Here is a 23,768-nt window from a genome sequence, read left to right on the forward strand (position 1 = left end):
TGCACCGGCCGGCGGAGGCGTGCGCCGGCCGACCGGTGCCGCGTCAGGACTTCTTGCGGAACTTGGACACCGCGAGCGGCGCCATCACCGCGGTGATGACCACGGTCCAGCCGAGCGTCAGCCAGACCGAGTGGCCGAGCGGGCCGCCCATCATCAGGCCGCGGGCCGAATCGGCCAGGTTGGACAGCGGGTTGTAGTCGGTGAACGTCTGGAGCCAGCCGGGCATCGTCTGCGTCGGGGCGAAGATGGAGGAGCCGAACTGGAGCGGCATCATCACGATCATGCCCATCCCCTGGACCGCCTGGGCCGTCTTCATGGTCAGTCCGAGCAGGATGAAGATCCACATGATGGCGGCGCCGAACGCGGCGGCCAGGGCGATCGCCCCCACCAGCCCCAGCACCGACCCGTGCAGCTGCAGGCCGAGCGCGAAGCCCATGCCCAGCAGGATCAGCGTGGCGACCATCATCCGGCCGAGCTCGACCACGATCTTGGCGATGAGCACCGAGGAACGCGCGATCGGCATCGTCCGGAACCGGTCCATGACCCCCTTGCGGAAGTCGTCGTTGACACCGCTGCCGACGGCCATCGCGATGTTCATGCCCATCATCGCCATCAGACCGGGGATCAGATAGTTCAGGTAGTCCTGCCGGTCGCCGCCCAGACTGCTGCCGACCGAGCCGCCGAAGACGTAGACGAACAGCAGCACGAAGATGACCGGCATCAGGAGGGCGTCGAACATCGACTCCGGATCCTTCTTGATCTGGAGCAGATTGCGCCGCACCAGCGCCCCGATGTGCCGCAGGTTGTTCCGGAGCCCGATCCCGCCCTCGTCGTGGAGGTCCCTGGTCCGGGCGGACGTGGCCGGGTCGGCGGGGGTGGGCGTCAGAGTCGTCGTGCTCATGCCGCGACCTCCTGGGGAATCGTGTCGGTGACGGTGGCCTTGTCGCCCGTGATGGCGAGGAACACCTCGTCCAGGCTGGGCAGCGCGGTGGCGACGTGCGCCAGCGAGAAGCCCCGGGTGCCCAGCAGTCCGATGACAGCGGTCAGCTGCTCGTCGCTGAGGATCGGTACGTACAGCAGTCCCTCGTCCGGGACCGCCTGGGCGCCCGCGACCCCGTCGAGACCGGCCTCCCGCAGCGCCTGCGCCATCGCGGCCAGCTCGGCCGGGTCCGAGGGCCGGATCTGGAGGGTGCGGCCGCCGACCTTCGCCTTGAGCTCGTCGACACCGCCCCGGGCGATGATCCTGCCCTTGTCGATCACGGTGAGCTCGCTGGCGAGCTGCTCGGCCTCTTCCATGTACTGGGTGGTGAGCAGCACGGTCGCCCCCTCCGCGACCATGCGCTGCACCTCGTCCCAGACCTCGTTGCGGGTACGGGGGTCGAGCCCCGTCGTCGGCTCGTCCAGGTAGAGCACGGCCGGGCTGCCGATCATGGACGCCGCCAGGTCCAGCCGGCGCCGCATGCCGCCGGAGTAGTCCATCGCGGCCTTCTTCGCCGCGTCGGTGAGCGAGAAGCGCTCCAGCAGCTCGTCGGCGCGGGACCGCGCCTTCTTGCGGGACAGGTCGAGCAGCCGCCCGATCATGTAGAGGTTCTCCCAGCCGGAGAGCTTCTCGTCGACCGAGGCGTACTGCCCGGTGAGACCGATGGTGCGGCGCAGCTGCCGGGGCTGCTTCACCACGTCGTAGCCCGCCACGACCGCGTGCCCGGCGTCGGGCAGGATCAGGGTGGACAGACAGCGTACGAGGGTGGTCTTCCCGGCGCCGTTGGGGCCGAGCACGCCGAGGACGGTGCCTTCGCGTACGTCGAGGTCCACACCGTCCAGCGCCTTGGTCTCGCCGTAGTGCTTGACCAGCCCCCGCACCTCGACGGCGTTCCTGCCGTCCCTGAGGTTCTTGTCGATTTGCGTCATGGACACCATCAGACCAGCCGCCACCGACAAGTCACCGACATGTCGCTGACAGCCGGCCCACGGCAGGCGACAGCCCGCCGATGGGGGAAGTCGGCGGGCTGTCGGTGGTGCGGCAGTGGTCGTGAGGCGTCAGTGGAAGGTGTGCTCCGCCGCCGGGAACGAGCCGCCGACGACCTCTTCGGCGAACTCCTTGGCGGCGTCGGTCATCACCTGACGCAGATTCGCGTACTGCTTGGTGAAGCGCGGTACCTTGCCGCCGGTCAGACCGACCATGTCGGTGTAGACCAGCACCTGCGCGTCCGTGTCGGGCCCGGCGCCGATGCCGACAGTCGGGATGTGCAGGATGCGGGTGACCTCGGCGGCCAGCTCGGCCGGTACGAGCTCCAGGACGACGGCGAACGCGCCCGCGTCCTGCACCGCCTTCGCGTCGCGCAGCAGCTGCTGCGCGGCCTCCTCGCCCCGGCCCTGCACGCGGTAGCCCATCGCGTTGACGGACTGCGGGGTCAGGCCGATGTGGCCCATGACCGGGATCCCGGCCTCGACCAGGAGCCTGATCTGCTCGTGGGAGCGCTCGCCGCCCTCCAGCTTGATCGCTCCGACCCCGGCCTCCTTGATCAGCCGGGTGGCGTTGCGCAGGGCCTGGACCGGGCCCTCCTGGTACGCCCCGAAGGGCAGGTCCGCCACGATGAGGGCGCGCTGCGTGCCCCGTACGACGGCGGCCGACAGGACGGCCATCTCGTCCATGGTGACGGGCACGGTCGTCTCGTAACCGAGGTGACAGTTGCCCATGGAGTCGCCGACGAGCATGACCGGGATGCCGGCCTCGTCGAAGACGGACGCGGTCATCGCGTCGTAGGCGGTGAGCATCGGCCACTTCTCGCCGCGCTCACTGGCGGCGGTGATGTCGTGGACGGTGATGCGGCGGGTGCTCTTCCCCCCGTACAGGGCCTTACCGGCGCCGGGGGTGGGGCCCGCGGGTGTGGCGGACTGGTTCTGCGCAGCCTGAAGCGACATGGCCAACGGCTCCTTCGTCATCTCGAGGCGCCCTGACGGCGTCCCCGGATCCCTTCCATGGTGGCATCCCGCGGCCGTTCCCGGGAAGTGGGCCCACCGCGCCCGGTGAACGGTGCGCACCGAGCGGGTAAAGTCTTTCCAATACGAGACGGTCTCGTATTGGAAGTCGGCTAGGGTCGGACGCATGTCCATACCGTCCGGCGTCCCCGCCGTCGCGCCCCGTGTCCCGGAGGCGGTCCACCGCCGCCGCTGGGCCATCCTCGGCGTCCTCATGTTCAGCCTGCTCATCGTCGTTCTGGACAACTCGATCCTGAACGTCGCGGTGAAGACGATCGCCAGCCCCGAGCCCACCGGCATCGGCGCCACCCAGAGCGAGCTGGAATGGGCGATCAACTCCTACACGCTCGTCTTCGCGGGCCTCCTCTTCACCGCCGGGCTCCTGGGCGACCGCATCGGCCGCAAGAAGGTCCTGCTGGCCGGCATCCTCGTCTTCGGCATCGGCTCGGCCCTGGCCGCGCTCTCCTCCTCGCCCGGCGAACTCATCACCTGGCGCGCGCTGATGGGCCTCGGCGCGGCGTTCGTGATGCCCGCCACCCTCGCCGTCCTGATGAACGTCTTCGAGCGCGACGAGCAGCCCAAGGCCATCGGCATCTGGGCCGGCAGCGTCGGCCTCGGCATCGCGATCGGGCCGATCACCGGCGGCCTGCTCCTGGAGCACTTCTGGTGGGGCTCGATCTTCCTGGTCAACGTGCCCGTGGTGGTCGTCGCGCTGATCGCCATGGCCGTACTCGTGCCGGACTCCAAGGACCCCGCCCCCGGCCGGGTCGACCCGCTCGGCGTCGTCCTGTCGATCGTCGGCCTGGTCCTGCTGGTCTACGGCATCATCCGCGGCGGTGAGCTCGCCTCCTTCACCGACCTCACCGTCCTCGCACCGCTGATCGGCGGCCTGCTGGTCCTCGCCGGCTTCGTCTGGCACGAGAAGCGCAGCACCCACCCGTCGATCGACATCTCCTACTTCCGCAAGCCCGCCTTCTCCGCCGCGGTCGCCGCCATCGCGCTGGTCTTCTTCGCGCTGATGGGCGTCACCTTCTTCTCCGCGTTCTACCTGCAGAGCGTGCGCGGCTACACCGCGCTGGAGTCCGGGCTGCTGATCCTGCCGCTCGCCGCCGCGCAGATGATCTTCGCGCCGCGCGCCCGGCTGGTCGTCGACCGGTTCGGGGCCAAGGCGGTCTGCACCGTCGGCATGCTGCTCGTCGCCGCCGGCCTCGCGGCGTTCGCGCTGTTCGACGCGGAGACCCCGCTCTGGGTGCTGTGCCTGGTCTTCTTCGTCCAGGGCACCGGCATGGCGCACATCATGCCGCCGGTCACCGTCGCCGTGATGCAGGCCCTGCCCCGGGAGCGGGCGGGCTCGGGTTCCGCCATCAACAACACGTTCCGCCAGGTCGGCGGGGCGCTCGGCATCGCCGTGCTCGGCTCGGTGCTCTCCACGGTCTACCGGGGCGACATCGAGGGCCACCTCGACGGCGTACCGGCCCCGGCGCGTGAGGTGGCGGGCGAGTCCATCGAGGCGACCCTCGGCGTCGCCTCGAAGCTGGGCCCGGCCGGCAAGCCGCTGATCGCCGCGGCGAACGACGCCTTCATCGGGGCGATGCACGTCACCGCGCTCGGCTCGGCGGCGGTCGCCCTGGTCGGCGCGGCGGTGGTGGCGGCGTTCCTGCCGGGCAGGACTCCCGCACCGGGCGGCCCCGGCCGGCCGGAGCCCGACGGGGCCCGTGAGCCCGCCCCGGAGCCGGCACACCGGTCCTGATCCGCTGCTCCGGCCGGGGGAGTGTCGCCCTCGCCCGGCCGGTCGGCGAGAATCGGACGTACGGCGAACCGGGAACCGGGACGTACGGACAGTGACGGCGGACGGCGCAGCGAGAGGCGGCCCAGGTGCGGCAGGCGGCACAGAACCCGGCGCAGGACCCCGGGCGGGACCCGGTCGGCGGGCCGCCCTGCCAGGGTGAGGAGCCCCGCCGCGGCCGTCCTCGCAGCGCGGCCGTGGAGCGGGCGATCCTGGACGCGGTCCTGGAGCTGCTGGAGTCGGGGGAGACCCTGGACGGCCTGTCCATCGAGCGCGTCGCCCGCACCGCCGGAGTCGGCAAGGCCACCATCTACCGCCGTTGGAGTGGCAAGGAGGACCTCTTCCTCGACGTACTGCGCGACATCGAGCCCGAGGACCCCACCGTCTCCGGCACCGCCGGCCTGGACGATCTGCGCATCATGCTGGAGTCCATGCGGACCCGGAGTCTGGCCCAGCGCTCCTCCGCCCTCCTGCACAACGTGTTCGTGCAGATGAAGAAGCACCCCAGGCTCTGGACCGAGTACCAGAGCACGGTCCTCGGCCCCCGGCGCGCCGCCATGCTGGCCGCCGTGCGGCGGGCGGTGGACGCCGGCGAGCTCCGGGACGACCTGGACGTGGAGCTCATGGACGATCTGTTCCTGGGGCCGATGCTGGTCCGTACCGTCCACCGTCCCGAAGCGCCGCTGCCGGAGGACCTGGCGGACCGCATCATCCGGACCCTCCTCCAGGGCCTCGCACCGGCCCCGACGAACACGCAGGTCACAGCCGTGGAACCGTCGGCCGCCCCGGTGTGAGCGTTCTGTCACGAGCCTCACAACGGGCCCCGCGGCCGGAACCCTCCGCGCGGCTTCCGTCGTCCTGATGGCAGTACGGCCGTCGTCGACGGCAGGAACGGCGTCACCCATCGCCTAGGGTCGTGAGGCGCGGTGATGTGTACGGCAAGGCAGTGAGGACGAGCGCAATGGTGCAGGCGTACAGGGCGGACACCGAGGACGCCGACGCGGGTCCGCGGACGGGCTCCCGCTTCCGGGCCCTGCGTCACAGACTGGCCACCGACCGGGGCATCTGGCGGCGCGGCATCCTCCTGGCGCTCTGCTCGGTGCTGCTGACCGTCGTGATGGTCTTCCACTCGGACATCCCGAACACCATCGGCAACCTGGGCAGCCTGGTCGAGACGTTCCTGCCCTGGCTCGGCGTGCTCCTGCCGGTGCTGCTGATCCTCGGGCTGGTCCGGCGCTCCGCGACCGCGGTGATCGCCCTCGTCCTGCCGGTCGCGGTCTGGCTCAACCTCTTCGGCGGCCTGCTCTTCGCCGACAAGTCGGGCAGCGGCGGCGACCTCACCGTCGCCACGCACAACGTCAACGCCGGCAACCCCGACCCCGCCGGCACCGCCGAACAGGTCGCCGGCTCCGGCGCCGACATCGTGGCCCTGCAGGAGCTGCCGACCGGCAAGGTCGCGGCGTACGAGGACGCGCTCGCCGACCGCTACCCGCACCACTCCGTCCAGGGCACCGTCGGCCTGTGGAGCAAGTACCCGGTGACCGACTCCAGCCCCGTCGACATCAAGCTGGGCTGGACCCGCGCCATGCGGGCCACGGTCACCACGCCCGAGGGCAGGATCAAGGTGTACGTCGCCCACCTCCCCTCCGTGCGGGTCAAGCTCAACGCGGGCTTCACCGCCAACCAGCGGGACGACAGCGCCGACGCGCTGGGCGAGGCGATCGCCGACGAACCGCTGAAGCGGGTGGTCCTCCTCGGCGACCTGAACGGCACGATGAACGACCGCTCGCTGCACGCGGTGACGGCCCAGATGCGCTCCACCCAGGGTGCGGCGGGCGACGGCTTCGGCTTCAGCTGGCCGGCGGCGTTCCCGATGGCCCGGATCGACCAGATCATGGTGCGGGGCGTCGAACCCCTCGCCTCCTGGACCCTGCCCGCCACCGACAGCGACCACCTGCCGATCGCGGCCCGCGTCCAGCTGTGAGCGCCCCCGCCCCGCGAGGCGGTACGCTCCCATCCATGTCCAGCCCCGAGTCCGACAGACTCCGGCCGCCGGTCCGCCGGTGGCCCCGTCCGTGACGCCGTAGGCCTGCGACCCCGGCGGGTCGCCCGGCTTGCTCCGTCGCGCCGTCGCCCACCGCGGATCCTCCGCGGCGGTGCGGGCCGACTTCCCGTCCCTCTCATGTCCCGTGCTCATGTCCCGTACGGACACCGGACATTCCACCGTGTCGCCGTCCTCGCGCTCCCGGGCGCGACGACGGGCACGGCCCGCATCCCCTGCACACCGCTCGTTCCTCCGACGGTTCCGCACAAGGGGTCCCCTTCTCATGCCATTCGCCGTACACGTGCTCGGGCTGGCGGTCTTCGCCCAGGGCACATCCGAATTCATGCTGTCCGGCCTGCTCTCGGGCATCGCCGGTGACCTGCACGTCTCCCTCGGCGCCGCCGGGCTCCTGACCTCGGCCTTCGCGGTCGGGATGGTCGTCGGCGCGCCGCTCACCGCCCTCGCCGCCCGCACCTGGCCCCGGCGCCGGGCGCTGCTGTTCTTCCTCGGCGTCTTCGTCGCCGTCCATGTCGTCGGCGCCCTGACCTCCAGCTACGGGGTGCTGCTCGCCACCCGGGTCGTGGGGGCCCTGGCCAACGCCGGCTTCTGGGCGGTGGCGCTGGTCACCGCCCTGGCCCTGGCCGGCCCGCACCGGCGGGCGCGGGCCACCGCCGTGGTCGTCGGCGGGGTCACCGTCGCGTGTGTGGTGGGCGTGCCCGCCGGGGCTCTGCTCGGCGAACTCTGGGGCTGGCGCGCCGCGTTCTGGGCCGTGGCCCTCGTCTCCGTACCTGCCGCGATCGCGTTGCTGGTGGCCGTGCCGGGCGGCCGGTCCGACGGTGCGCCGCAGGCGAGCGCCAGGAGCGAACTGCGCGCCCTGGCCCGGCCCCGGCTGCTGCTCACCCTGCTGGTGATGGCGCTCGTGCAGGGCGCCACCTTCTGTACGTTCTCCTACCTGGAACCGCTGGTCACCCGGGTCACCGGCTTCGGCGCGGGCTGGGTGCCCGTGGTGCTGGCCCTGTTCGGCGTGGGCTCGTTCGCGGGGGTCACCCTGGCCGGCCGGCTGGCCGACGCCCGCCCGGACGCGGTCATCGGGCTCGGCATGACCGCCCTGGCCGCCGGCTGGGCCGCCCTGGCGCTGACCGCCGGCCACCCGGTGCCGACCCTCGCCCTCGTCCTGCTCCAGGGGGCGCTGGCCTTCGGTACGGGCACGGCGCTGATCACCCGGGTCTTCCGGATGGCCCCGGACGCCCCCACCCTGGCGGGATCCTTCGCCACGGCCGCCTTCAACGTGGGCGCGGCGGCGGGCCCTTGGCTGGGCGGGCTGGCCCTCGGCGCCGGTCTCGGCTTCCGCTCCCCGGCCCAGGTCAGCGCCCTGCTGATGTGTCTGGCGCTCGCGGGCACGGCCGTGCTGTACGTGTCCTCGGACGCCGTACGGAGGTCCCTCAGCGCCCGGAGGCGTCCAACGCCGGAGCGATGACGGCGAAGGCCCGGTCGGTGAGACCGGCCGGGTCCTCCGCGCCGTCCCCGTCGCACCAGCTCCGCAGCACCGTGTTGAAGGCGACCAGCGCCGTGCCCGCGGCCAGCCGGGCGTGCAGCCCGGCCTCCGCGCCGGAGCCCTCGCGCCGTGCCAGCTCCGCCGCCAGATCCTCGCGCCACTGCTCCTGGCGCTCCAGGAAGCGCGCGAGCAGGGCGGGCGTACCCAGGATCAGCCGCACCACGCGCAGGGTGCGCTCGGAGTGGCCGGCGCACTCGGCCAGGGGGACCTGGACCGCGTGCCGCAGGGCCACGGACGGGAGTTCACCGGCGGGGCGGGCCGCCAGCGCCCCGTGGATGCCGGCGCCCATGGCGGTCAGGAACTGTACGACCACGTCCTCCTTGGACGCGAAGTACCGGAAGAACGTCCGCTTGGAGACACCCGCCGTGGCCACGATCTCGTCGACGGTGACGGCGTCGAATCCCTTACGGGCCATCAGTTGCAGGGCGGACTCGGTGAGTTCGTCGGAGACGAGCTGGCGCTTGCGCTCGGCCAGGCCGGCCGCGGGACGGGTGTTCACCCCGACATCGTACACAGCATGCCGTGGATGGCACGGAGTTTCGTCGTTGACACCAAGTGCCATTGTGGGCAGCATGTGCCGCATGACACGGCATCAGCAGAAGTGGACCGCCGGGGACATCCCGGACCAGACCGGCCGGGTGGCCGTCGTCACCGGCGCGACCAGCGGCCTCGGCCTGGCGACCGCGGAGGTGCTCGTCCGCCGGGGCGGCCATGTGGTCCTCGCCGTACGCGACGAGGAGAAGGGGCGGGGTGTGGCCGACCGGCTCAGGTCGGAACGGCCGAAGGCCTCCCTGGAGGTGCGCCGCCTCGACCTGGCGGACCTGGAGTCGGTGCGCGACTTCGCCCGGCGGCTGCGGGCGGAGCACGCGCGGATCGACGTACTCGTCAACAACGCCGGGGTGATGGCACCGCCCCGGACGCTGAGCGCGCAGGGCCATGAGCTGCAGTTCGCCTGCAACCACCTCGGCCACTTCGCTCTGACCGGACTGCTGCTCGATCCGCTGACGGCCGGCCGTGACCCGCGTGTGGTCACGGTGAGCTCGGTGAACCACCGCCAGGGCCGCATGCGCTTCGACGACGTGGACGGCGCGCGCGGCTATGCGCCGATGGCCTTCTACAACCAGTCCAAGTTCGCCAACGCCGTCTTCGGCCAGGAGCTCCACCGGCGTCTGGAGAGTGCCGGAAGCCCGGTCCGCAGCGTGCTCGCCCACCCCGGGTACACCGCCACCGGACTGCAGAAGGGCACCCCGGTGGGTCTGTGGCGTCTGCTGCTCGGCCGCATCGGCAACCCCCTGTTCGCCCAGCCGCCGGAGCGTGGCGCGCTGCCGCAGCTGTTCGCGGCGACGGCCCCGGGGGTGCGGGGCGGCGAGTTCATCGGCCCGGACGGCCCCGCCGAGCTGCGGGGAACCCCGGTGCGCGTCAGCCCGTCACCGGCCTCGGCCGATCCGGCGACGGGCGTACGTCTGTGGGAGCTGTCCGAGCGCCTGACGGAGGTCCGGTACGCGCTCTAGGCGGGGCAGGAGCAGGGCAGGGCGGCGGCGGACCGGCCGAGTGACGTCCACATCACACCCCGACGCAACGGCATGTTCACGTCCGGGCATAAAACGTCTGAGAGACTTTGTTCCGACGGGATACATAACCCGTCCCGGCAAAGACGCCGACGCTCCCGCACGCACCGCCGCCACCCGGCCCTCCACGGCCCGGGCGGCCCCCCTGCCCGAAAGGTCTTCTCCATGCCCCTGGCCCTGCTCGCCCTCGCTGTGAGCGCCTTCGGCATCGGCACCACCGAGTTCGTGATGATGGGCCTGCTGCCCAACGTCGCGGACGATCTGGGAACGTCCGTACCCACCGCCGGTTACCTCGTCTCGGCGTACGCGATCGGCGTCGTCCTCGGTGCCCCGCTGCTCACCGCCCTCGGCTCCAGGATCCCGCGCAAGCGCATGCTCCTGCTGCTGATGGCCGTCTTCACCGTCGGCAACCTCGCCTCCGCCTTCGCCCCCGGCTTCGGCTGGCTGCTGGCTGGCCGCTTCCTGGCCGGGCTGCCGCACGGCGCGTTCTTCGGCGTCGGCGCGGTCGTCGCCGCCCGCCTCGTGCCGGACGGGCGCCAGGCCCGCGCCGTCGCCACCATGTTCCTCGGCCTGACCGTGGCCAACATCGTCGGCGTACCGGCCGCCACCCTGCTGGGACAGCACCTCGGCTGGCGCGCCACGTTCCTGGTGGTCGCGGTGATCGGCCTGGTCGCGATGGCCGCCCTGGCCCGCCTCGTGCCGCAGATCCCCGTCGAGGCGCACCAGAACGTACGCCGCGAACTGAGCGCGCTCGGCAACCGGCAGGTCGTCCTCGGCCTGCTCACCGCCGTCCTCGGCTTCGCCGGTGTCTTCGCCGTCTACTCGTACCTCTCGTCCATGACGACCGAGGCGATGGGCTTCGGCGAGTCCTCGGTGACGCTCGTCCTCGCCCTCTTCGGCATCGGGATGACCCTCGGCGCACTGGCGGCCGGACCGCTGACCGACCGGGCGCTGCGCCCCACCCTCTACGGCTCGCTGGGCGCCCTCGCGGTCGTCCTCGTGGTCTTCCCCTTCACCGTCCATGTGCAGTGGGCCGCGCTGGTCATGGTCGTGCTGCTCGGCGGCGTCGGCTTCATGACGACCACACCGCTGCAGATGCTCGTGATGAACAAGGCGAAGGACGCCCCCACCCTGGCGTCCGCCTCCAACCACTCCGCCTTCAACCTCGCCAACGCGGGCGGGGCCTGGCTCGGCGGGGTCGCCATCGCGGCGGGCTGGGGCTGGACGTCCCCCGCCCTGGTCGGCGCGGTCCTGGCCGTGGCCGGACTCGCCGTGGCGGTCACCGCCGGCGTGCTGGACCGGACCCCGGGCACCTCGCGTGTCGTGGCGTCGGGGGCCCGCACGGAGACGCGCGAACCGGCGGACACGCACTCCTACTAGGCGCTACGGCCCTGCCAGGCCGTTACGACGGCAGGCGGCGGCGGGCAGGCGCTCCTTCCCAGGCGTCACGACGTTCGGCGGCGGGCGCGGCGGACGCGTACCGCCGCCGCGCCCCCGCCCAGCCAGGCCGCCGTCGCCAGTCCCGCGAGCCCCGTCAGGGGCAGCAGCAGCCGGACGTCCACCACGGCGACCAGCCCCGCGCCGGCCGCCGTCGCCACCGCGTTCGGCACCGTCATCAGCGAGTGGGCCGCCGCGGCCGTGCGGCCCAGCACCGCGTCCGGCGTCTCCCGCTGCACCGCCGTCATCGCGGCGATCAGCACACACGGCAGACCGGCCCCGATCGCCGCGCTCGCCGCGAGGGCCACCGCGTCACCGCCCAGCGCCCGCGCCCCCACGGCCACCGCGAACACCGCGATCCCCGCCCCGGCGAACGCCCGCTCCGGCATCCGCCGCAGCAGAGGACCGGCCAGCAGCCCGAGTGCCACGGAGCCCGCGCCCTGGAAGGCGTACAGCACCCCGGTGAACGCCGGTGGACGGCCGAGCGCCTCGACGACGGCGTACACCGCCGCCCCGTTGAACCCCGCCAGCAGCATCGTCAGCGCCCCGGCGTACACCAGCGGCCGCAGGGCCGCCGAACCGCGCACCAGCCGGACGCCCGCCGCCGTACCGCCCCGCAGCACCCTGCTGCGGGCCATCCGCGCCGGTTCCCGCACCCGGGCGTAGACCAGGGCGGCCACGGCGAACGTCACCGCGTCCAGCGCGACCACCGGGCCCGCGCCGTACCGGGCGAACAGCCCGGCGCCCGCGAGGGGCGCCAGCAGCTTCATGCCCTCGTTCGCCGTCGTGCGCAGCCCGTTGAAGTCGCCCCTCAGCCGGGCGTCGACCGCCCCCGCCACCAGCGCGGCCTCCGCCGCGCCCAGGAGCACGCCGCTCACCCCGTACAGGAACAGCACCGCGAACAGCACGCCGATCCGGTGGTCCGGGGCGACGAGGAGGAGCGAGGCCATCAGGGCGCCCATCACCAGGTTCACCGCGACCAGCAGCGGCCTGCGGGGCACCAGGTCCGCCACCGCCCCCAGGGCGGGGCCCGCGAGGACCGGTGCCCACATCGCGCACACCGTGAGGGCGGCCAGACTGTCCGACCCGGTCGCCGACTTGACCCAGACACCGGCGGTCAGCCACATCGCGGACGTACCGAACCCGGAGACGAGCAGCCCCGTCAGGCAGAGCCGGGCCGTGCGATCCCGTACCACCGCGCCACATGCCACCGTCCGCCCCCGCACGCCGTGACCAGCGCGCCCCGGCCGGGGCGCTCACCCGGCCATGCTGACGACTGAGGCGGGGGCCCGGCATCGGGAGGATTCCTCAGGCGGCCGGGTCGCCGTGCTCATCGCGGCGGCCCGCCCGCCCGTACGGAGCCGCGCCGGCGCCCGCGCCCCGGGTCAGCCCGACTCGCGCCAGCGGTTCGTGATCGGCAGCCGGCGGTCCTTACCGAAGCCCTTCGGCGAGATCTTCGTGCCCGGCGGGTACTGCCGCCGCTTGTACTCCGCCGTGTCCACCATCCGCAGCGTCCTCGTCACCAGCGCCTCGTCGAACCCGGCCGCGACGATCGCGTCCCGGCCCTGGTCCCGGTCGACGTAAAGCTCCAGGATCCGGTCCAGCACGTCGTAGTCCGGCAGCGAGTCCGTGTCCACCTGGTCCGGGCGCAGTTCGGCGCTCGGCGGCTTGGTGATGGACGCCTCCGGGATCGGCGGGGTCTGCCCCCGCTCCTCGGCCGCGCGGTTGCGCCACTTCGCGAGACGGAAGACCGACGTCTTGTACACGTCCTTGATCGGCCCGTACGCCCCCACGGAGTCCCCGTACAGCGTGGAATAGCCCACCGCCAGCTCGGACTTGTTGCCCGGCGCGAGCACGATCTGGCCCTCCTGGTTGGAGACGGCCATCAGCATCGTGCCGCGCAGCCGCGACTGGAGGTTCTCCTCGGCGAGACCGGTGAGCCCCAGCGACCCCATGTAGGCGTCGAACATCGGCTCGATCGGTACGGTGCGGAAGTTCAGCCCCGTACGCCGTGCCAGCTCGGCCGCGTCGTCCTTGGAGTGGTCGGAGGAGTACTTCGAGGGCATCGAGATGCCGTACACGTGCCGGGCCCCCAGCGCGTCGCAGGCGATGGCCGCGACGAGGGCCGAGTCGATGCCGCCGGAGAGCCCGATCAGGACGCTGCTGAAACCGTTCTTCGCGGCATACGCGCGCAGCCCCACGACCAGCGCCGAGTACAGCTCCTCGTCGTCGTCGAGCCGCTCCGCGTAGCCGCCGGCCAGCTCCGGCCGGTAGGCGGGCAGCGGCTCCTCGCCCAGCACCACGTGGTCGACGCGCAGCCCGTCGTTGACGACCCCGGACGGCGGCCGGGCCGCGGCGGCCGGCAGTTCCAGGTCGAGGATCACGCTGCCCTCGGCGAACTGCGGTGCGCGCGCGATGACTTCGCCGTGCCGGTCGACGACGATCGAGTCCCCGTCGAAGACCAGCTCGTCCTGACCGCCGATCATCGCGAGGTACGCCGTCGTGCAGCCGGCCTCCTGGGCGCGCTTGCGGACCAGCTCCAGCCGGGTGTCGTCCTTGTCGCGCTCGTACGGCGAGGCGTTGATCGACAGCAGCAGCCCGGCACCGGCGGCGCGCGCGGCCGGGACCCGTCCGCCGTCCTGCCAGAGGTCCTCGCAGATCGCGAGCGCCACATCGATGCCGTGCACCCGCACGACGGGCATCGAGTCTCCCGGCACGAAGTACCGGAACTCGTCGAAGACGCCGTAGTTGGGCAGGTGGTGCTTGGCGAAGTTCAGCGCGATCCGCCCCCGGTGCAGCACCGCGGCGGCGTTGCGCGGGGACCCGGCGGGCTGGCCGTAGCGGGCCGCACCGTGCTCCGAACGGTCCAGATAGCCGACGACGACCGGCAGTTCCCCGAAGCCCTCGTCGTCGAGGCGGGCGGCCAGCGCGCGCAGCGCACCGCGCGAGGCCTCGACGAACGACGACCGCAGGGCCAGGTCCTCGACGGGGTAGCCGGTCAGCACCATCTCGGGGAACGCCACCAGGTGGGCGCCCTGCTCCGCGGCGTGCCGGGTCCAGTGGACGATCGACTCGGAGTTGCCGGCGAGGTCTCCGACGGTCGCGTCGATCTGATTGAGGGCGAGACGTAGTTGAGGCACCCCGCCAGTGTAATCGTCTGACTGACGCGATGTCCTGGCTTACCCGCCGGGAAGCGGTGGAACACGTCCCGGCGGGCCCGTGCCGGGCGGCTCAGCGCAGGTAGCCGAGGACCGTCATCATCCCCGCCTCGGCGTGGTAGACGTTGTGGCAGTGCAGCATCCACAGCCCCGGGTTGTCCGCGTCGAAGTCGACGGTCAGGGTGCGCCCCGGCAGGATCGCCGCGGTGTCCTTGCGCGCCCCGAGACCGGCCCCCTGGCCCGTGCCGGCCAGCGCGAAGGTGTGACCGTGGAGGTGCAGCGGGTGCCACATGGAGGTGCGGTTGGTGAAGACCAGGCGCACCCGCTCCCCGGCCCGCACGGGACGCCGCGCCGCCGGGTCGTAACTCTTCCCGTCGAAGCCCCAGTCGTACGCCGCCATCGAGCCGGTGAGCGTGATCCGGACGGTCCGGTCGGGCTCGCGTTCCGCCAGCGCCACCGACTCGTCCGGGGCGAGCCGGTCGGCCGTGACCAGCTCCCCGTCCAGCTCGTCGGGCCGTACGGAGGCGGGCGGCAGCGTCCCCGTCCCCGTACGCAGCACGCCCAGGGCCGAGGCGCCCTTGCCCTCGGCGAGGGCGGTCAGCGGGAACACCCCGTCGCCGGCCGTCACCAGCACGTCGTACCGCTCACCCATGCCGAGCAGCAGGGCGTCCGTCTCCGCGTGCCGCACCGGGAAGCCGTCCGTGTGCGTCACGGTCATCCGGTGACCGCCGAGCGCCAGCCGGAACGCGGTGTCCCCGCCGGCGTTGATGACGCGCAGCCTGATGCGGTCGCCGGGCTTGGCCTCGAAGACCGAAGGGTCCTGCGCCCTGCGGCCGTTGACCAGGTAGTGGGGGTAGGCGACATCGCCCGCGTGACCGCCGAGCAGATCGCTCTCCGCACCCTCCAGCAGCCGCGAGGGGCCCTCGGCGCGGCCCGCGCGCGCGGAGTCGTGACCGGCCGCGTCATGGGCGGTGCCCCGGCCCTTGGTGAGCTCGTCGAGGACCGCGTCGGGGGTGGAGCCGTCCACCCCGTCCAGCCAGTCGTCGAGGACGACGACCCACTCCTTGTCGTACGCGAGCGGCTCCTTCGGGTCCTCGACGATCAGCGGCGCGTACAGCCCCCGGTCGAGCTGGACCCCGGAGTGCGGGTGGATCCAGTGGGTCCCCGGGCGGGTGACCGCGAAGCGGTAGGTGAAGTCGGCGCCCGCCTTGACCGGCTGCTGGGTCAGCCCCGGCACCCCGTCCATGTCGTTGCGGAGCGAGAGTCCGTGCCAGTGCATCGTGGTGCTCTGCGTCAGATGGTTGGCCAGGGCCAGTTCCAGGGTGTCGCCCGCCGTGATCCGGATCGCCTCACCGGGCAGGCGGTCCCCGTACGCCCAGGTGGGGACGGTGACCCCGCCGCCCAGCTCGAAGCGGGAGGCGGCGGCGGTGAGCGAGACCTTCCGCAGCGGGCCGGCGCCCCGCCGGTTCTCCGCTTCCACCACCTCCGGCCCGTCGGGCGTGACGTACTGGTCCGCGGCGCGCCCGGGGGAGGGGGCGCGGGAGGGAGAGGTGGGGGCCGGGGAGGCGACGGCCGGGGACGCGGCGGCCCGGGAGGCGAGGCCTGCTGTTCCCGCGAGGGCGATACCGGCGCCGAGCATGGCGCGACGAGTGGGCATTTCAGACATATTGCGCACCGTACCCCTGGCTGGTATGAGCGCGCGGTCCCGACACCCGGCGGCCCGGCGCTCCTCGTGCGAGGGGCGCCGGGCCGGTCGGGGTCCGTGCGGCGTGGGCGGGTGCGGACGGTGCCCCGGGCGGGGGTGTCAGCCCCGGGCGTAGACCATCTCCGCCCAGCCGGCGACCTGCTCGTCCGTGAGATGGAGCGCCAGGTCGGCCTCGCTGATCATGCCGATCAGCTTCTTGTCCTCGATCACGGGGAGCCGGCGGATCCGGTGGCTCTGCATCTCCTCCAGCACCGCCTCGACGTCCGCCGACGACTCGATCCAGCGCGGGGTGCCCTCGCAGAGTTCGCCCGCCGTCACCTTCGACGGATCGTGTCCCTCCGCCACGCATCCGACCACGATGTCGCGGTCGGTGATGATCCCGACCATCCGGTCCTGCTGACCGTTGGCGGAGACGGGAAGGGCCCCCACCTTGTGGTCACGCATCATCTGCGCGGCGCGGTCGAGCGTCTCGTGGGCGGGGATCCAGTGGGCCCCGGTGTGCATGATGTCCTTGGCCGTGGTCATGGGCTTGCCTCCTGCGTGCCCGTGGGCACTGGTGTGCGGCCCCGAGTCCTTCCATCGTCACGGGCCCGCCCGGCGCACGCGAACGCTGTCACCCGTTCGGCCGTACGCCGGGCCGGTCCCGCGCTCAGGAACGGGGCGCCGCCCCGCGCGCCGCGAGCATGTCCGCCATCAGGTCCAGCTCGGACTGCTGCGCCTCGACCATGCCCTGGGCCAGGCGCTTCTCCACGGGCACGGTGCACCGCTCGGCACAGCCGCGGGCCATCGCGACGCCGCCCTTGTGGTGGTCGGTCATCAGCTGGAGGAAGAGGATCTCGGCCTGCTTTCCACGGGCCGCACGGAGCTGTCCGAGCTCGGTCCTGGTCGCCATGCCGGGCATGAGGGCCCCGTCGTCATCCATGCCGGCCATACCCGCCATGTCGTGACCGCTGTGGCCGTCTCCGGCCTCCTCCATCCAGGCCATCGGCCCCTGCCCGTCCGGCGCCGTCTTCGGCAGCTCCCACAGGTCCAGCCAGCCGAGGAGCATGCCCCGCTGGTTGGCCTGGGTCTGGGCGATGTCGTACGCGAGACGCCGTACGTCCTCGTCCCGAGTGCCGTCCCGTACGAGGAACGACATCTCCACCGCCTGCTGATGGTGGACGGCCATGTCCCGGGCGAAGCCCGCGTCCGCGGACCGGGCCGAGGGCGTACGGGGCACGGAGGCCGGGGCCCCGTCGTCCCGCGCGGAGGCGACCGTGGCCGCACCGGCGAACAGCAGGGCGAGGGCCACGGCGGAGCCCATGACCCACCGCGTACGCCGGGTGAGCGCCGGACTCGGATCGTGCGCCGGGCTCACCCGTCGACCCCGCCGGTGCAGGGCGCGCCCGGCTCGGGCGTCTGCGCGCCCTGGACGTACTTCGCGAAGAACCGGGCCACCCGCGGGTCGTCCGCCCCGTCCACCGTGACCTGCTTGCCCCAGGCGCTCAGCATGATCGCCCCGGCCTGTCCCTCGTACGGGGACATCAGGGAGTACGGGGTGCTCTTCACGCGGGCCGCGAGCTTGCCGACGTCGTCCCCGGAGGCCTTCCGGTTGTACGTCACCCAGACCGAGCCGTGCTCCAGGGCGTGCACGGCGTTGACGTTCGGGACGGCCTTTTCGTATACGACGCCGTCGCAGTTCAGCCAGGCCGGATTGTGGTTCCCGCCGACGGGCGGCTCCATGGGGTACGTCACCTCGGTGGTGACGTGGTCGCGGGTCAGCGTCTTCGCGTCCCACGTCTTCTCGTCCGCGATCGGCTGCGCGGCGAGGTCGGCCCTCTCCTCCTCGGTCTGCTTGGAGTCCTGGGCCAGGCTCTCCCCGGCCTTCTCCTTCGCCTCGGACTTCTCCAGGAGCATGTAGGACCCGAAACCCAGCAGCCCGGCGACCACGACGGCACTCAGGCCTATGGCGACGACGCGGTTACGGCGGTCGCGCGCACGGTCGGCGTCGCGCATCTGCTCTATGCGGGTCCTGCGGTCGAAGCTCATGACGTCGGGTCCTTCTGCCAAGGGGTCGGGAGGGACGGGAGCGGAGCGGGAAAACCTGGTCGTGGCGGGCCATGGCCGGACGGTCACGGCCCTTGCACACCACGGCCGCCGATCGTAGTGGGTGGCCGCGTGCTCTCTCTCACACCGTGTGCGTAATCTGGGTGAAATCCCGGGTCGTGATACTGAGGTGTCCCCCTACCCCGGGCGGTGGTGCACGGACCGTCTGAACTGCAAGGATGTGGCTATGGACAAGCAGCAGGAATTCGTCCTCAGGACGCTTGAGGAGCGCGACATCCGCTTCGTACGGCTGTGGTTCACCGATGTTCTCGGTTACCTCAAGTCCGTCGCCGTGGCCCCCGCCGAGCTCGAGCAGGCCTTTGACGAGGGCATCGGCTTCGATGGCTCCGCGATCGAGGGCTTCGCCCGTGTATACGAATCGGACATGATCGCGAAGCCGGATCCCGGCACGTTCCAGATCCTCCCGTGGCGCGCGGAGGCCCCCGGCACGGCGCGGATGTTCTGCGACATCCTGATGCCGGACGGCTCGCCCTCCTTCGCCGACCCCCGCTTCGTCCTCAAGCGCATCCTCGCGAAGACGTCCGACCTGGGCTTCACCTTCTACACCCACCCGGAGATCGAGTTCTTCCTGCTGAAGAACAAGCCGGTCGACGGCAGCCGTCCCACCCCGGCCGACAGCTCCGGCTACTTCGACCACACCCCGCAGAACGTCGGCATGGACTTCCGCCGCCAGGCGATCACCATGCTGGAATCGATGGGCATCTCGGTCGAGTTCAGCCACCACGAGGGCGCCCCCGGCCAGCAGGAGATCGACCTGCGGTACGCCGACGCGCTCTCCACCGCCGACAACATCATGACCTTCCGCCTGGTCATGAAGCAGGTCGCGCTGGAGCAGGGCGTTCAGGCCACCTTCATGCCGAAGCCGTTCTCGGAGTACCCGGGCTCGGGCATGCACACCCACCTCTCCCTCTTCGAGGGCGACCGCAACGCCTTCTACGAGTCGGGCGCCGAGTACCAGCTCTCCAAGGTCGGCCGGTCCTTCATCGCGGGCCTGCTCAAGCACGCCGCGGAGATCTCCGCCGTGACCAACCAGTGGGTCAACTCGTACAAGCGCATCTGGGGCGGTTCCAGCCGCTCCGCGGGCGCGGGCGGCGAGGCCCCCTCGTACATCTGCTGGGGCCACAACAACCGCTCGGCCCTGATCCGCGTCCCGATGTACAAGCCCGGCAAGACCGGCTCGGCCCGCGTCGAGGTCCGCTCCATCGACTCCGGCGCCAACCCCTACCTGACGTACGCGGTGCTGCTCGCCGCGGGCCTCAAGGGCATCGAGGAGGGCTACGAACTCCCGGCCGGCGCCGACGACGACGTCTGGGCGCTCTCCGACTCGGAGCGCCGCGCGATGGGCATCGAGCCGCTCCCGCAGAACCTGGGCGAGGCGATCTCGCTGATGGAGAAGAGCGAACTGGTCGCCGAGACGCTGGGCGAGCACGTCTTCGACTTCTTCCTGCGCAACAAGAAGCAGGAGTGGGAGGAGTACCGCAGCGAGGTCACGGCCTTCGAGCTGAAGAACCTGCTGCCGGTGCTGTAGGCGCACCTGACATACGTACACGGCTTCGGACCGGCGGGTCCGTCCTGTCGGCCCGAAGCCGTTCCGGTCACGGACCGACTGGGGCTGCCGTCCACCAGGTCAAGGGCGGGCGTCGGCGGCAGGGGTTTCGGGTGGGGTGGTCCGGGACCGGTGGTGGCGGTCGTAGTGGCGGGCCGCGCGGGCGCGGTTGCCGCAGGAGGGCTTGCACCACTCCTGGCGGCCGTGGGCCTTCACGAAGTAGCGCACGCAGCGGGGTGCCGTGCAGGCCCGCAGCCGCTCGCGCTGCGGGCCGCCGAGGAAGTCGACGGCCGCCCGCGCGAGCGCCGCGAGGAGTACGGGGTGCGGGTCGTCCCGTGTCGCCGACAGGTGCGTCGCCGGGGGGCCTTCGGGCGGCCAGTCCAGCTGCGGGACGACGGGGACGAGGGCGGCGGTCGCGTTCAGGTGGGCCACCGCCCGGTCCGCCGGCATCAGCCGGTGCGCGTCCGGGGGGCTGGGGCGCGCGGGGCTGACCGCGCGGGCGAACAGTGCCCGCACCGCACGCCGTACCTCCACGACACGGAGCCGCAGGTCCTCGTCCACCGTCCCCCCGTACGCGGGGACGTGGGCGTCCAGCAGTGTCCGGTGGTGGGCGATCCAGTCCTCCAGGCCCTGGATCGTGGCCAGATCGTCCGTCACACCGCCCTCGCCGTCGTGGCGGATCGTGCTCGCCAGCTCCAGTGCCGCCCAGCGCTCCATGAGGTCCCGCTCCTGCCCGTACCGGTTGATTGCCGTGGCGCGCCACTCTATGGTCTGTAACGGATAACTGGAAACAAGCATTAGGGGGGAGTTGTGGCCTTGCTGCTCGCACAGATCAGTGACCTGCACCTGGACGGGACCGAGAGGGCCTCCCGGCGCGCCGTGCGCGTCATGGACCATCTGAGGGGCCTGCCCCGCCCCGTCGACGCCGTGCTGGTCACCGGGGACATCGCGGACCACGGGGCGGAGGCGGAGTACGAGGAGGCCGCGAGGATCCTGGCCGCGCCCTTCCCGGTCCTGCCGTGCCCCGGGAACCACGACGTGCGCGAGGCGTACCGGAAGGCGCTGCTCGGGGAGGCCCTTGAGGACGGGCCCGTCAACCGGGTGCACCACATCGCGGGTGTGGCGATCCTGATGTGCGACTCCACCATCCCCGGACGCGACGAGGGGCGCCTCGACGAGCGGACGCTCGCCTGGATCGACTCCACGCTGGCCGGACTGCCCGAGGGGCAGCGGGCCCTGATCGCCTTTCACCAGCCGCCTGTCGAGCTCCACCACCCGCTGCCCGACTCCGGCATGCTCGAACGCCCCGGGGAGCTTGCGGCCCTGCTCGACGCGCACCCGCGGGTCGCCGCCGTCCTCACCGGGCACGCCCACACCGCGGCGGCGTCCCTCTTCGCGGGGCGCCCGCTGATCGTGGGGCCGGCGGTCACCTGGACGCTGCGGATGCCGTGGGAGGGCGACAGCCCGGCCGATCGCGAACAGCCCCCCGGCCTCGCCTTCCACGTCCTGGGCGAGGACGGCCGGCTGACCACCCACTACCGGGTCGTGATCTGAGCCCTCGCACGCCCCTCCTGGCGGACGCTCTCAGTCGAAGTCGCGCGCCATCTCCTGGAGGACCTCGTCGATCACCTCGCCGGGCGCCCGGGCCAGGTCCTCCTCGATCCACATGCGCATCGCGATCCGCAGCGTCGAGAGGAACGCGGCCGCCAGGACCGCCGGACGGACCGGGCCGTCCGCCGGGCCCCTCCGTACGGCTATGGCGTCCGCCAGGTCCCGTTCCAGCTCCGCGTGGTTGGCGAGCTGGCGGGCCAGGAGTGACGGGTGGCGCATGGCGAGCCTCGTGCGGACGGCCCACTCGCGCTCCGGGGGGTCGATCCGCCGTGAGAACTCCGACACCGCCGCCCTCAGCGCCGTCCAGGCCGGCTCGTCGGCAGGGCGTTCCCTGACGGCGCGCACCAGGGACCCGATCAGCTGCTCCTCGCCGTAGAGGAGGGCGTCCTCCTTGTTGGTGAAGTAGTTCGAGAACGTCCTGCGGGAGATGCCGGCCGCGTCGGCCACCGCCTCCACCGTCACGTGGTCGAAGCCGTGCTCGACGGTCAGCCGCATCGTCGCCTCGTGCACGGCCTGCCGCGTGGCCGCCTTCTTGCGTTCCCGCAGTCCCACAGGGCTTTCCATACGCCCATTATCTACGCGACGTATCTGTGCGACCAGGGAAGTTGCACAGTGAGCAAAATTGCCCACTGTGCATGTATAATGAAGCCTTCCTCTCCGCTTCCCCTTCTTCCTGCACCCTTCCTTCTCGAATGCCCGGAGGTTGCGCGTGAGCGCACAGACGGCCGCGCCCGCAGAGGCCGTGCCCATGGACCACCGCCACGTGATGCGCGCCCTGAGCGGGCTGCTGATCGTGCTGTTCGTGGCGATGATCAGCAGCACGGTGGTCTCGGTCGCCCTCCCGCAGATCATCGGATCGCTGAACGGCACCCAGTCCCAGTACACCTGGGTCGTCACCGCGACCCTGCTGGCCTCCACGGCCTCCACCCCGATCTGGGGCAAGCTCGCCGACCTGTTCAGCAAGAAGCTGCTGCTCCAGATAGCCATCGGCCTGTTCGTCGTCTCGTCGATCGCCTGCGGCTTCGCCCAGTCCACCGGGCAGCTCATCGGCTTCCGTGTGATCCAGGGCCTCGGCATGGGCGCGCTCCAGGTGCTCGTCCAGGTGATCATCGCCGCGATGATCAGCCCCAAGGAGCGCGGCCGGTACAACGGTTACCTCGGCGGCGTCATGGCCGTGGCCACCGTGGGCGGGCCGCTGCTCGGCGGGTTCATCACCGACACCTCGTGGCTCGGCTGGCGCTGGTGCTTCTTCATCGCCGTGCCGTTCACCCTCGTCGCCTTCGTGCTGCTGACCCGCACCCTGCACCTCACCGAGATCCGCCGCCCGGACGTCAAGGTCGACTACCTGGGAGCCACGCTCATCGCCGCCGGCGTCAGCCTGCTGCTGCTCTGGGTCACCTTCGTCGACAGCGACTTCGCCTGGATCTCCTGGCAGACCGCCGTCATGGTCGGCGCGAGCGTCGTGATCCTCGCCGTGGCCGTCCTCGTCGAGGCGCGGGTCAAGGAGCCCGTCGTGCCGCTCCACGTCGTACGCCGACGGGACCCCGCCCTCGCCATCGTCGCGAGCCTCGCGGTGGGCATGGCGATGTTCGGAGGCGCGGTCTTCCTCGGCCAGTACTTCCAGATCGGCCGGGGCAACTCGCCGACCGAGGCGGGCCTGCTCACCATCCCGCTGATGTTCGGTGTGCTCGTCTCGTCCACCGTCGCGGGCCGCCTCGTCTCACGGACCGGCAAGGTGAAGCCGTACATCATCACCGGGGTCGTCGTGCTCACCCTCGGCTTCCTCGGGCTGTCCACGATCGACCACGAGACCTCGCTGGTCGTCGTGTCGCTGGGCATGCTGGCCGTCGGCATCGGTGTCGGCATGTCGATGCAGAACCTGGTGCTCGTGGTCCAGAACACCGTCCCGCTCGGCGAACTCGGCGCCGCCAGCGGGGCGATCACCTTCTTCCGCTCGCTCGGAGGGACCATCGGCGTCTCCGTGCTGGGCGCGGTGCTCGCCAACCAGGTCGCCACGAAGATCGCCGACGGCCTGACGAAGCTGGGCATCGACCCGGCCGCCTCCTCGTCGGGCGGCTCGACGCTGAACATCGCCGCCATGCCGCCCGAGATCCAGGAAGTCGTACGTGCCGCCTACGGGGACGCCACCGGCCACATCTTCCTGGTCTCGGCCGGTATCGCGGCGGTCGGCGTCATCGCCACGCTCTTCCTGACGCCGACGAAGCTGCGCGACAGCGTGGACCTCTGACCCGTCCGGGACCCCGCCCGTCCCT

21 protein-coding genes are annotated in these 23,768 nt (G+C 71.9%); 9 read left to right on the forward strand and 12 right to left on the reverse strand.

Annotated elements, in window-relative coordinates; translation table 11 throughout:
- Positions 1 to 43 precede the first annotated feature (43 nt).
- From ACZ607_RS02750 to panB, 3 genes are all read right to left on the reverse strand, one after another.
- Positions 44 to 901: an ABC transporter permease gene (locus tag ACZ607_RS02750; RefSeq protein ID WP_469731011.1), complete on the reverse strand. Its 858-nt coding sequence runs from the start codon at positions 899 to 901 to the stop codon at positions 44 to 46.
- Positions 898 to 1,917, reverse strand: a complete 1,020-nt coding sequence (locus ACZ607_RS02755; RefSeq protein WP_469731013.1) for an ATP-binding cassette domain-containing protein — start codon at positions 1,915 to 1,917, stop codon at positions 898 to 900. The genes ACZ607_RS02750 and ACZ607_RS02755 overlap by 4 nt, the downstream gene beginning before the upstream one ends.
- Before the next feature lie 120 nt (positions 1,918 to 2,037).
- A complete protein-coding gene (panB, locus tag ACZ607_RS02760; protein ID WP_469731015.1) occupies positions 2,038 to 2,922 on the reverse strand; it encodes a 3-methyl-2-oxobutanoate hydroxymethyltransferase in 885 nt (294 codons plus the stop codon).
- 184 nt (positions 2,923 to 3,106) lie between these two features.
- On the opposite strand from panB, the gene ACZ607_RS02765 reads away from it, so the two are divergent.
- The 4 genes from ACZ607_RS02765 to ACZ607_RS02780 all read left to right on the forward strand — a co-directional run bounded on the left by ACZ607_RS02765 (position 3,107) and on the right by ACZ607_RS02780 (position 8,286).
- The gene (locus ACZ607_RS02765) at positions 3,107 to 4,729 is read left to right on the forward strand and encodes an MFS transporter (RefSeq protein ID WP_469731017.1); all 1,623 of its coding nucleotides are present in this window, start codon (positions 3,107 to 3,109) and stop codon (positions 4,727 to 4,729) included.
- 125 nt (positions 4,730 to 4,854) lie between these two features.
- Entirely contained in the window at positions 4,855 to 5,559 is a 705-nt protein-coding gene (locus tag ACZ607_RS02770; RefSeq protein WP_469731018.1) for a TetR/AcrR family transcriptional regulator, read from the forward strand.
- A 167-nt stretch (positions 5,560 to 5,726) separates the two neighbouring features.
- A complete protein-coding gene (locus tag ACZ607_RS02775) occupies positions 5,727 to 6,749 on the forward strand; it encodes an endonuclease/exonuclease/phosphatase family protein (RefSeq protein ID WP_469731020.1) in 1,023 nt (340 codons plus the stop codon).
- 343 nt (positions 6,750 to 7,092) lie between these two features.
- The gene (locus ACZ607_RS02780) at positions 7,093 to 8,286 is read left to right on the forward strand and encodes a Cmx/CmrA family chloramphenicol efflux MFS transporter (protein ID WP_469731023.1); all 1,194 of its coding nucleotides are present in this window, start codon (positions 7,093 to 7,095) and stop codon (positions 8,284 to 8,286) included.
- Here ACZ607_RS02780 and ACZ607_RS02785 read toward each other — a convergent pair.
- Positions 8,252 to 8,863 (reverse strand): TetR family transcriptional regulator, encoded by a 612-nt coding sequence (locus tag ACZ607_RS02785; protein WP_469731025.1) that lies wholly within the window; start codon positions 8,861 to 8,863, stop codon positions 8,252 to 8,254. The two genes, ACZ607_RS02780 and ACZ607_RS02785, sit on opposite strands and share 35 nt — an antisense overlap.
- Positions 8,864 to 8,945: 82 nt before the next feature.
- On the opposite strand from ACZ607_RS02785, the gene ACZ607_RS02790 reads away from it, so the two are divergent.
- Both ACZ607_RS02790 and ACZ607_RS02795 read left to right on the forward strand, forming a co-directional pair.
- Complete coding sequence (locus ACZ607_RS02790) at positions 8,946 to 9,875, forward strand: oxidoreductase (RefSeq protein ID WP_469731027.1); 930 nt, start codon at positions 8,946 to 8,948, stop codon at positions 9,873 to 9,875.
- Positions 9,876 to 10,097: 222 nt separating this feature from the next.
- Positions 10,098 to 11,312, forward strand: a complete 1,215-nt coding sequence (locus ACZ607_RS02795) for an MFS transporter (RefSeq protein WP_469731029.1) — start codon at positions 10,098 to 10,100, stop codon at positions 11,310 to 11,312.
- A gap of 65 nt (positions 11,313 to 11,377) precedes the next feature.
- Here ACZ607_RS02795 and ACZ607_RS02800 read toward each other — a convergent pair whose 3' ends face one another.
- The 6 genes from ACZ607_RS02800 to ACZ607_RS02825 form a co-directional block, all read right to left on the reverse strand.
- Positions 11,378 to 12,580 carry an MFS transporter gene (locus ACZ607_RS02800; RefSeq protein ID WP_469731031.1) on the reverse strand — a complete coding sequence of 401 codons (1,203 nt, stop codon included), beginning with the start codon at positions 12,578 to 12,580 and terminating at the stop codon, positions 11,378 to 11,380.
- A gap of 174 nt (positions 12,581 to 12,754) precedes the next feature.
- Positions 12,755 to 14,509 carry an NAD+ synthase gene (locus tag ACZ607_RS02805; protein WP_469731033.1) on the reverse strand — a complete coding sequence of 585 codons (1,755 nt, stop codon included), beginning with the start codon at positions 14,507 to 14,509 and terminating at the stop codon, positions 12,755 to 12,757.
- A 91-nt stretch (positions 14,510 to 14,600) separates the two neighbouring features.
- Positions 14,601 to 16,193 carry a multicopper oxidase family protein gene (locus tag ACZ607_RS02810; RefSeq protein WP_469731034.1) on the reverse strand — a complete coding sequence of 531 codons (1,593 nt, stop codon included), beginning with the start codon at positions 16,191 to 16,193 and terminating at the stop codon, positions 14,601 to 14,603.
- A 138-nt stretch (positions 16,194 to 16,331) separates the two neighbouring features.
- Complete coding sequence (locus ACZ607_RS02815) at positions 16,332 to 16,757, reverse strand: CBS domain-containing protein (RefSeq protein ID WP_469731036.1); 426 nt, start codon at positions 16,755 to 16,757, stop codon at positions 16,332 to 16,334.
- A 124-nt stretch (positions 16,758 to 16,881) separates the two neighbouring features.
- Positions 16,882 to 17,535, reverse strand: a complete 654-nt coding sequence (locus ACZ607_RS02820; RefSeq protein WP_469731038.1) for a DUF305 domain-containing protein — start codon at positions 17,533 to 17,535, stop codon at positions 16,882 to 16,884.
- Between the two features lie 50 nt (positions 17,536 to 17,585).
- Positions 17,586 to 18,260, reverse strand: coding sequence for a DUF3105 domain-containing protein (locus tag ACZ607_RS02825; protein ID WP_469731040.1), 675 nt, complete (start codon positions 18,258 to 18,260; stop codon positions 17,586 to 17,588).
- Positions 18,261 to 18,504: 244 nt separating this feature from the next.
- Here ACZ607_RS02825 and glnA point away from each other — a divergent pair, with 244 nt between their 5' ends.
- Complete coding sequence (gene glnA, locus ACZ607_RS02830; RefSeq protein WP_014156604.1) at positions 18,505 to 19,866, forward strand: type I glutamate--ammonia ligase; 1,362 nt, start codon at positions 18,505 to 18,507, stop codon at positions 19,864 to 19,866.
- Positions 19,867 to 19,965: 99 nt separating this feature from the next.
- Here glnA and ACZ607_RS02835 read toward each other — a convergent pair whose 3' ends face one another.
- The gene (locus ACZ607_RS02835) at positions 19,966 to 20,601 is read right to left on the reverse strand and encodes a CGNR zinc finger domain-containing protein (protein WP_469731041.1); all 636 of its coding nucleotides are present in this window, start codon (positions 20,599 to 20,601) and stop codon (positions 19,966 to 19,968) included.
- 99 nt (positions 20,602 to 20,700) lie between these two features.
- Between ACZ607_RS02835 and ACZ607_RS02840 the strand changes: the two genes are divergently transcribed.
- Positions 20,701 to 21,438 carry a metallophosphoesterase gene (locus tag ACZ607_RS02840; protein WP_469731044.1) on the forward strand — a complete coding sequence of 246 codons (738 nt, stop codon included), beginning with the start codon at positions 20,701 to 20,703 and terminating at the stop codon, positions 21,436 to 21,438.
- A 30-nt stretch (positions 21,439 to 21,468) separates the two neighbouring features.
- Here the strand turns inward: ACZ607_RS02840 and ACZ607_RS02845 are convergent, their stop codons facing one another.
- Positions 21,469 to 22,059 (reverse strand): acyl-CoA-like ligand-binding transcription factor, encoded by a 591-nt coding sequence (locus tag ACZ607_RS02845; RefSeq protein ID WP_469731046.1) that lies wholly within the window; start codon positions 22,057 to 22,059, stop codon positions 21,469 to 21,471.
- 184 nt (positions 22,060 to 22,243) lie between these two features.
- Here ACZ607_RS02845 and ACZ607_RS02850 point away from each other — a divergent pair, with 184 nt between their 5' ends.
- A complete protein-coding gene (locus tag ACZ607_RS02850) occupies positions 22,244 to 23,743 on the forward strand; it encodes an MDR family MFS transporter (RefSeq protein WP_469731841.1) in 1,500 nt (499 codons plus the stop codon).
- Positions 23,744 to 23,768 lie beyond the last annotated feature (25 nt).

This window comes from Streptomyces sp. NPDC104381 (genome assembly GCF_055583745.1).

Bases quoted from the DNA above. Each gene is read 5' to 3' on its own strand.
- panB (WP_469731015.1), bottom strand. From the start codon at position 2,922: ATGTCGCTTCAGGCTGCGCAGAACCAGTCCGCCACACCCGCGGGCCCC.
- ACZ607_RS02810 (WP_469731034.1), bottom strand. From the start codon at position 16,193: ATGTCTGAAATGCCCACTCGTCGCGCCATGCTCGGCGCCGGTATCGCC.
- ACZ607_RS02755 (WP_469731013.1), bottom strand. From the start codon at position 1,917: ATGGTGTCCATGACGCAAATCGACAAGAACCTCAGGGACGGCAGGAAC.
- ACZ607_RS02790 (WP_469731027.1), top strand. From the start codon at position 8,946: ATGACACGGCATCAGCAGAAGTGGACCGCCGGGGACATCCCGGACCAG.
- ACZ607_RS02815 (WP_469731036.1), bottom strand. From the start codon at position 16,757: ATGACCACGGCCAAGGACATCATGCACACCGGGGCCCACTGGATCCCC.
- ACZ607_RS02780 (WP_469731023.1), top strand. From the start codon at position 7,093: ATGCCATTCGCCGTACACGTGCTCGGGCTGGCGGTCTTCGCCCAGGGC.
- ACZ607_RS02835 (WP_469731041.1), bottom strand. From the start codon at position 20,601: ATGGAGCGCTGGGCGGCACTGGAGCTGGCGAGCACGATCCGCCACGAC.
- ACZ607_RS02825 (WP_469731040.1), bottom strand. From the start codon at position 18,260: ATGAGCTTCGACCGCAGGACCCGCATAGAGCAGATGCGCGACGCCGAC.
- ACZ607_RS02850 (WP_469731841.1), top strand. From the start codon at position 22,244: ATGGACCACCGCCACGTGATGCGCGCCCTGAGCGGGCTGCTGATCGTG.
- ACZ607_RS02820 (WP_469731038.1), bottom strand. From the start codon at position 17,535: ATGGGCTCCGCCGTGGCCCTCGCCCTGCTGTTCGCCGGTGCGGCCACG.
- glnA (WP_014156604.1), top strand. From the start codon at position 18,505: ATGGACAAGCAGCAGGAATTCGTCCTCAGGACGCTTGAGGAGCGCGAC.
- ACZ607_RS02845 (WP_469731046.1), bottom strand. From the start codon at position 22,059: ATGGAAAGCCCTGTGGGACTGCGGGAACGCAAGAAGGCGGCCACGCGG.
- ACZ607_RS02795 (WP_469731029.1), top strand. From the start codon at position 10,098: ATGCCCCTGGCCCTGCTCGCCCTCGCTGTGAGCGCCTTCGGCATCGGC.
- ACZ607_RS02775 (WP_469731020.1), top strand. From the start codon at position 5,727: ATGGTGCAGGCGTACAGGGCGGACACCGAGGACGCCGACGCGGGTCCG.
- ACZ607_RS02765 (WP_469731017.1), top strand. From the start codon at position 3,107: ATGTCCATACCGTCCGGCGTCCCCGCCGTCGCGCCCCGTGTCCCGGAG.
- ACZ607_RS02750 (WP_469731011.1), bottom strand. From the start codon at position 901: ATGAGCACGACGACTCTGACGCCCACCCCCGCCGACCCGGCCACGTCC.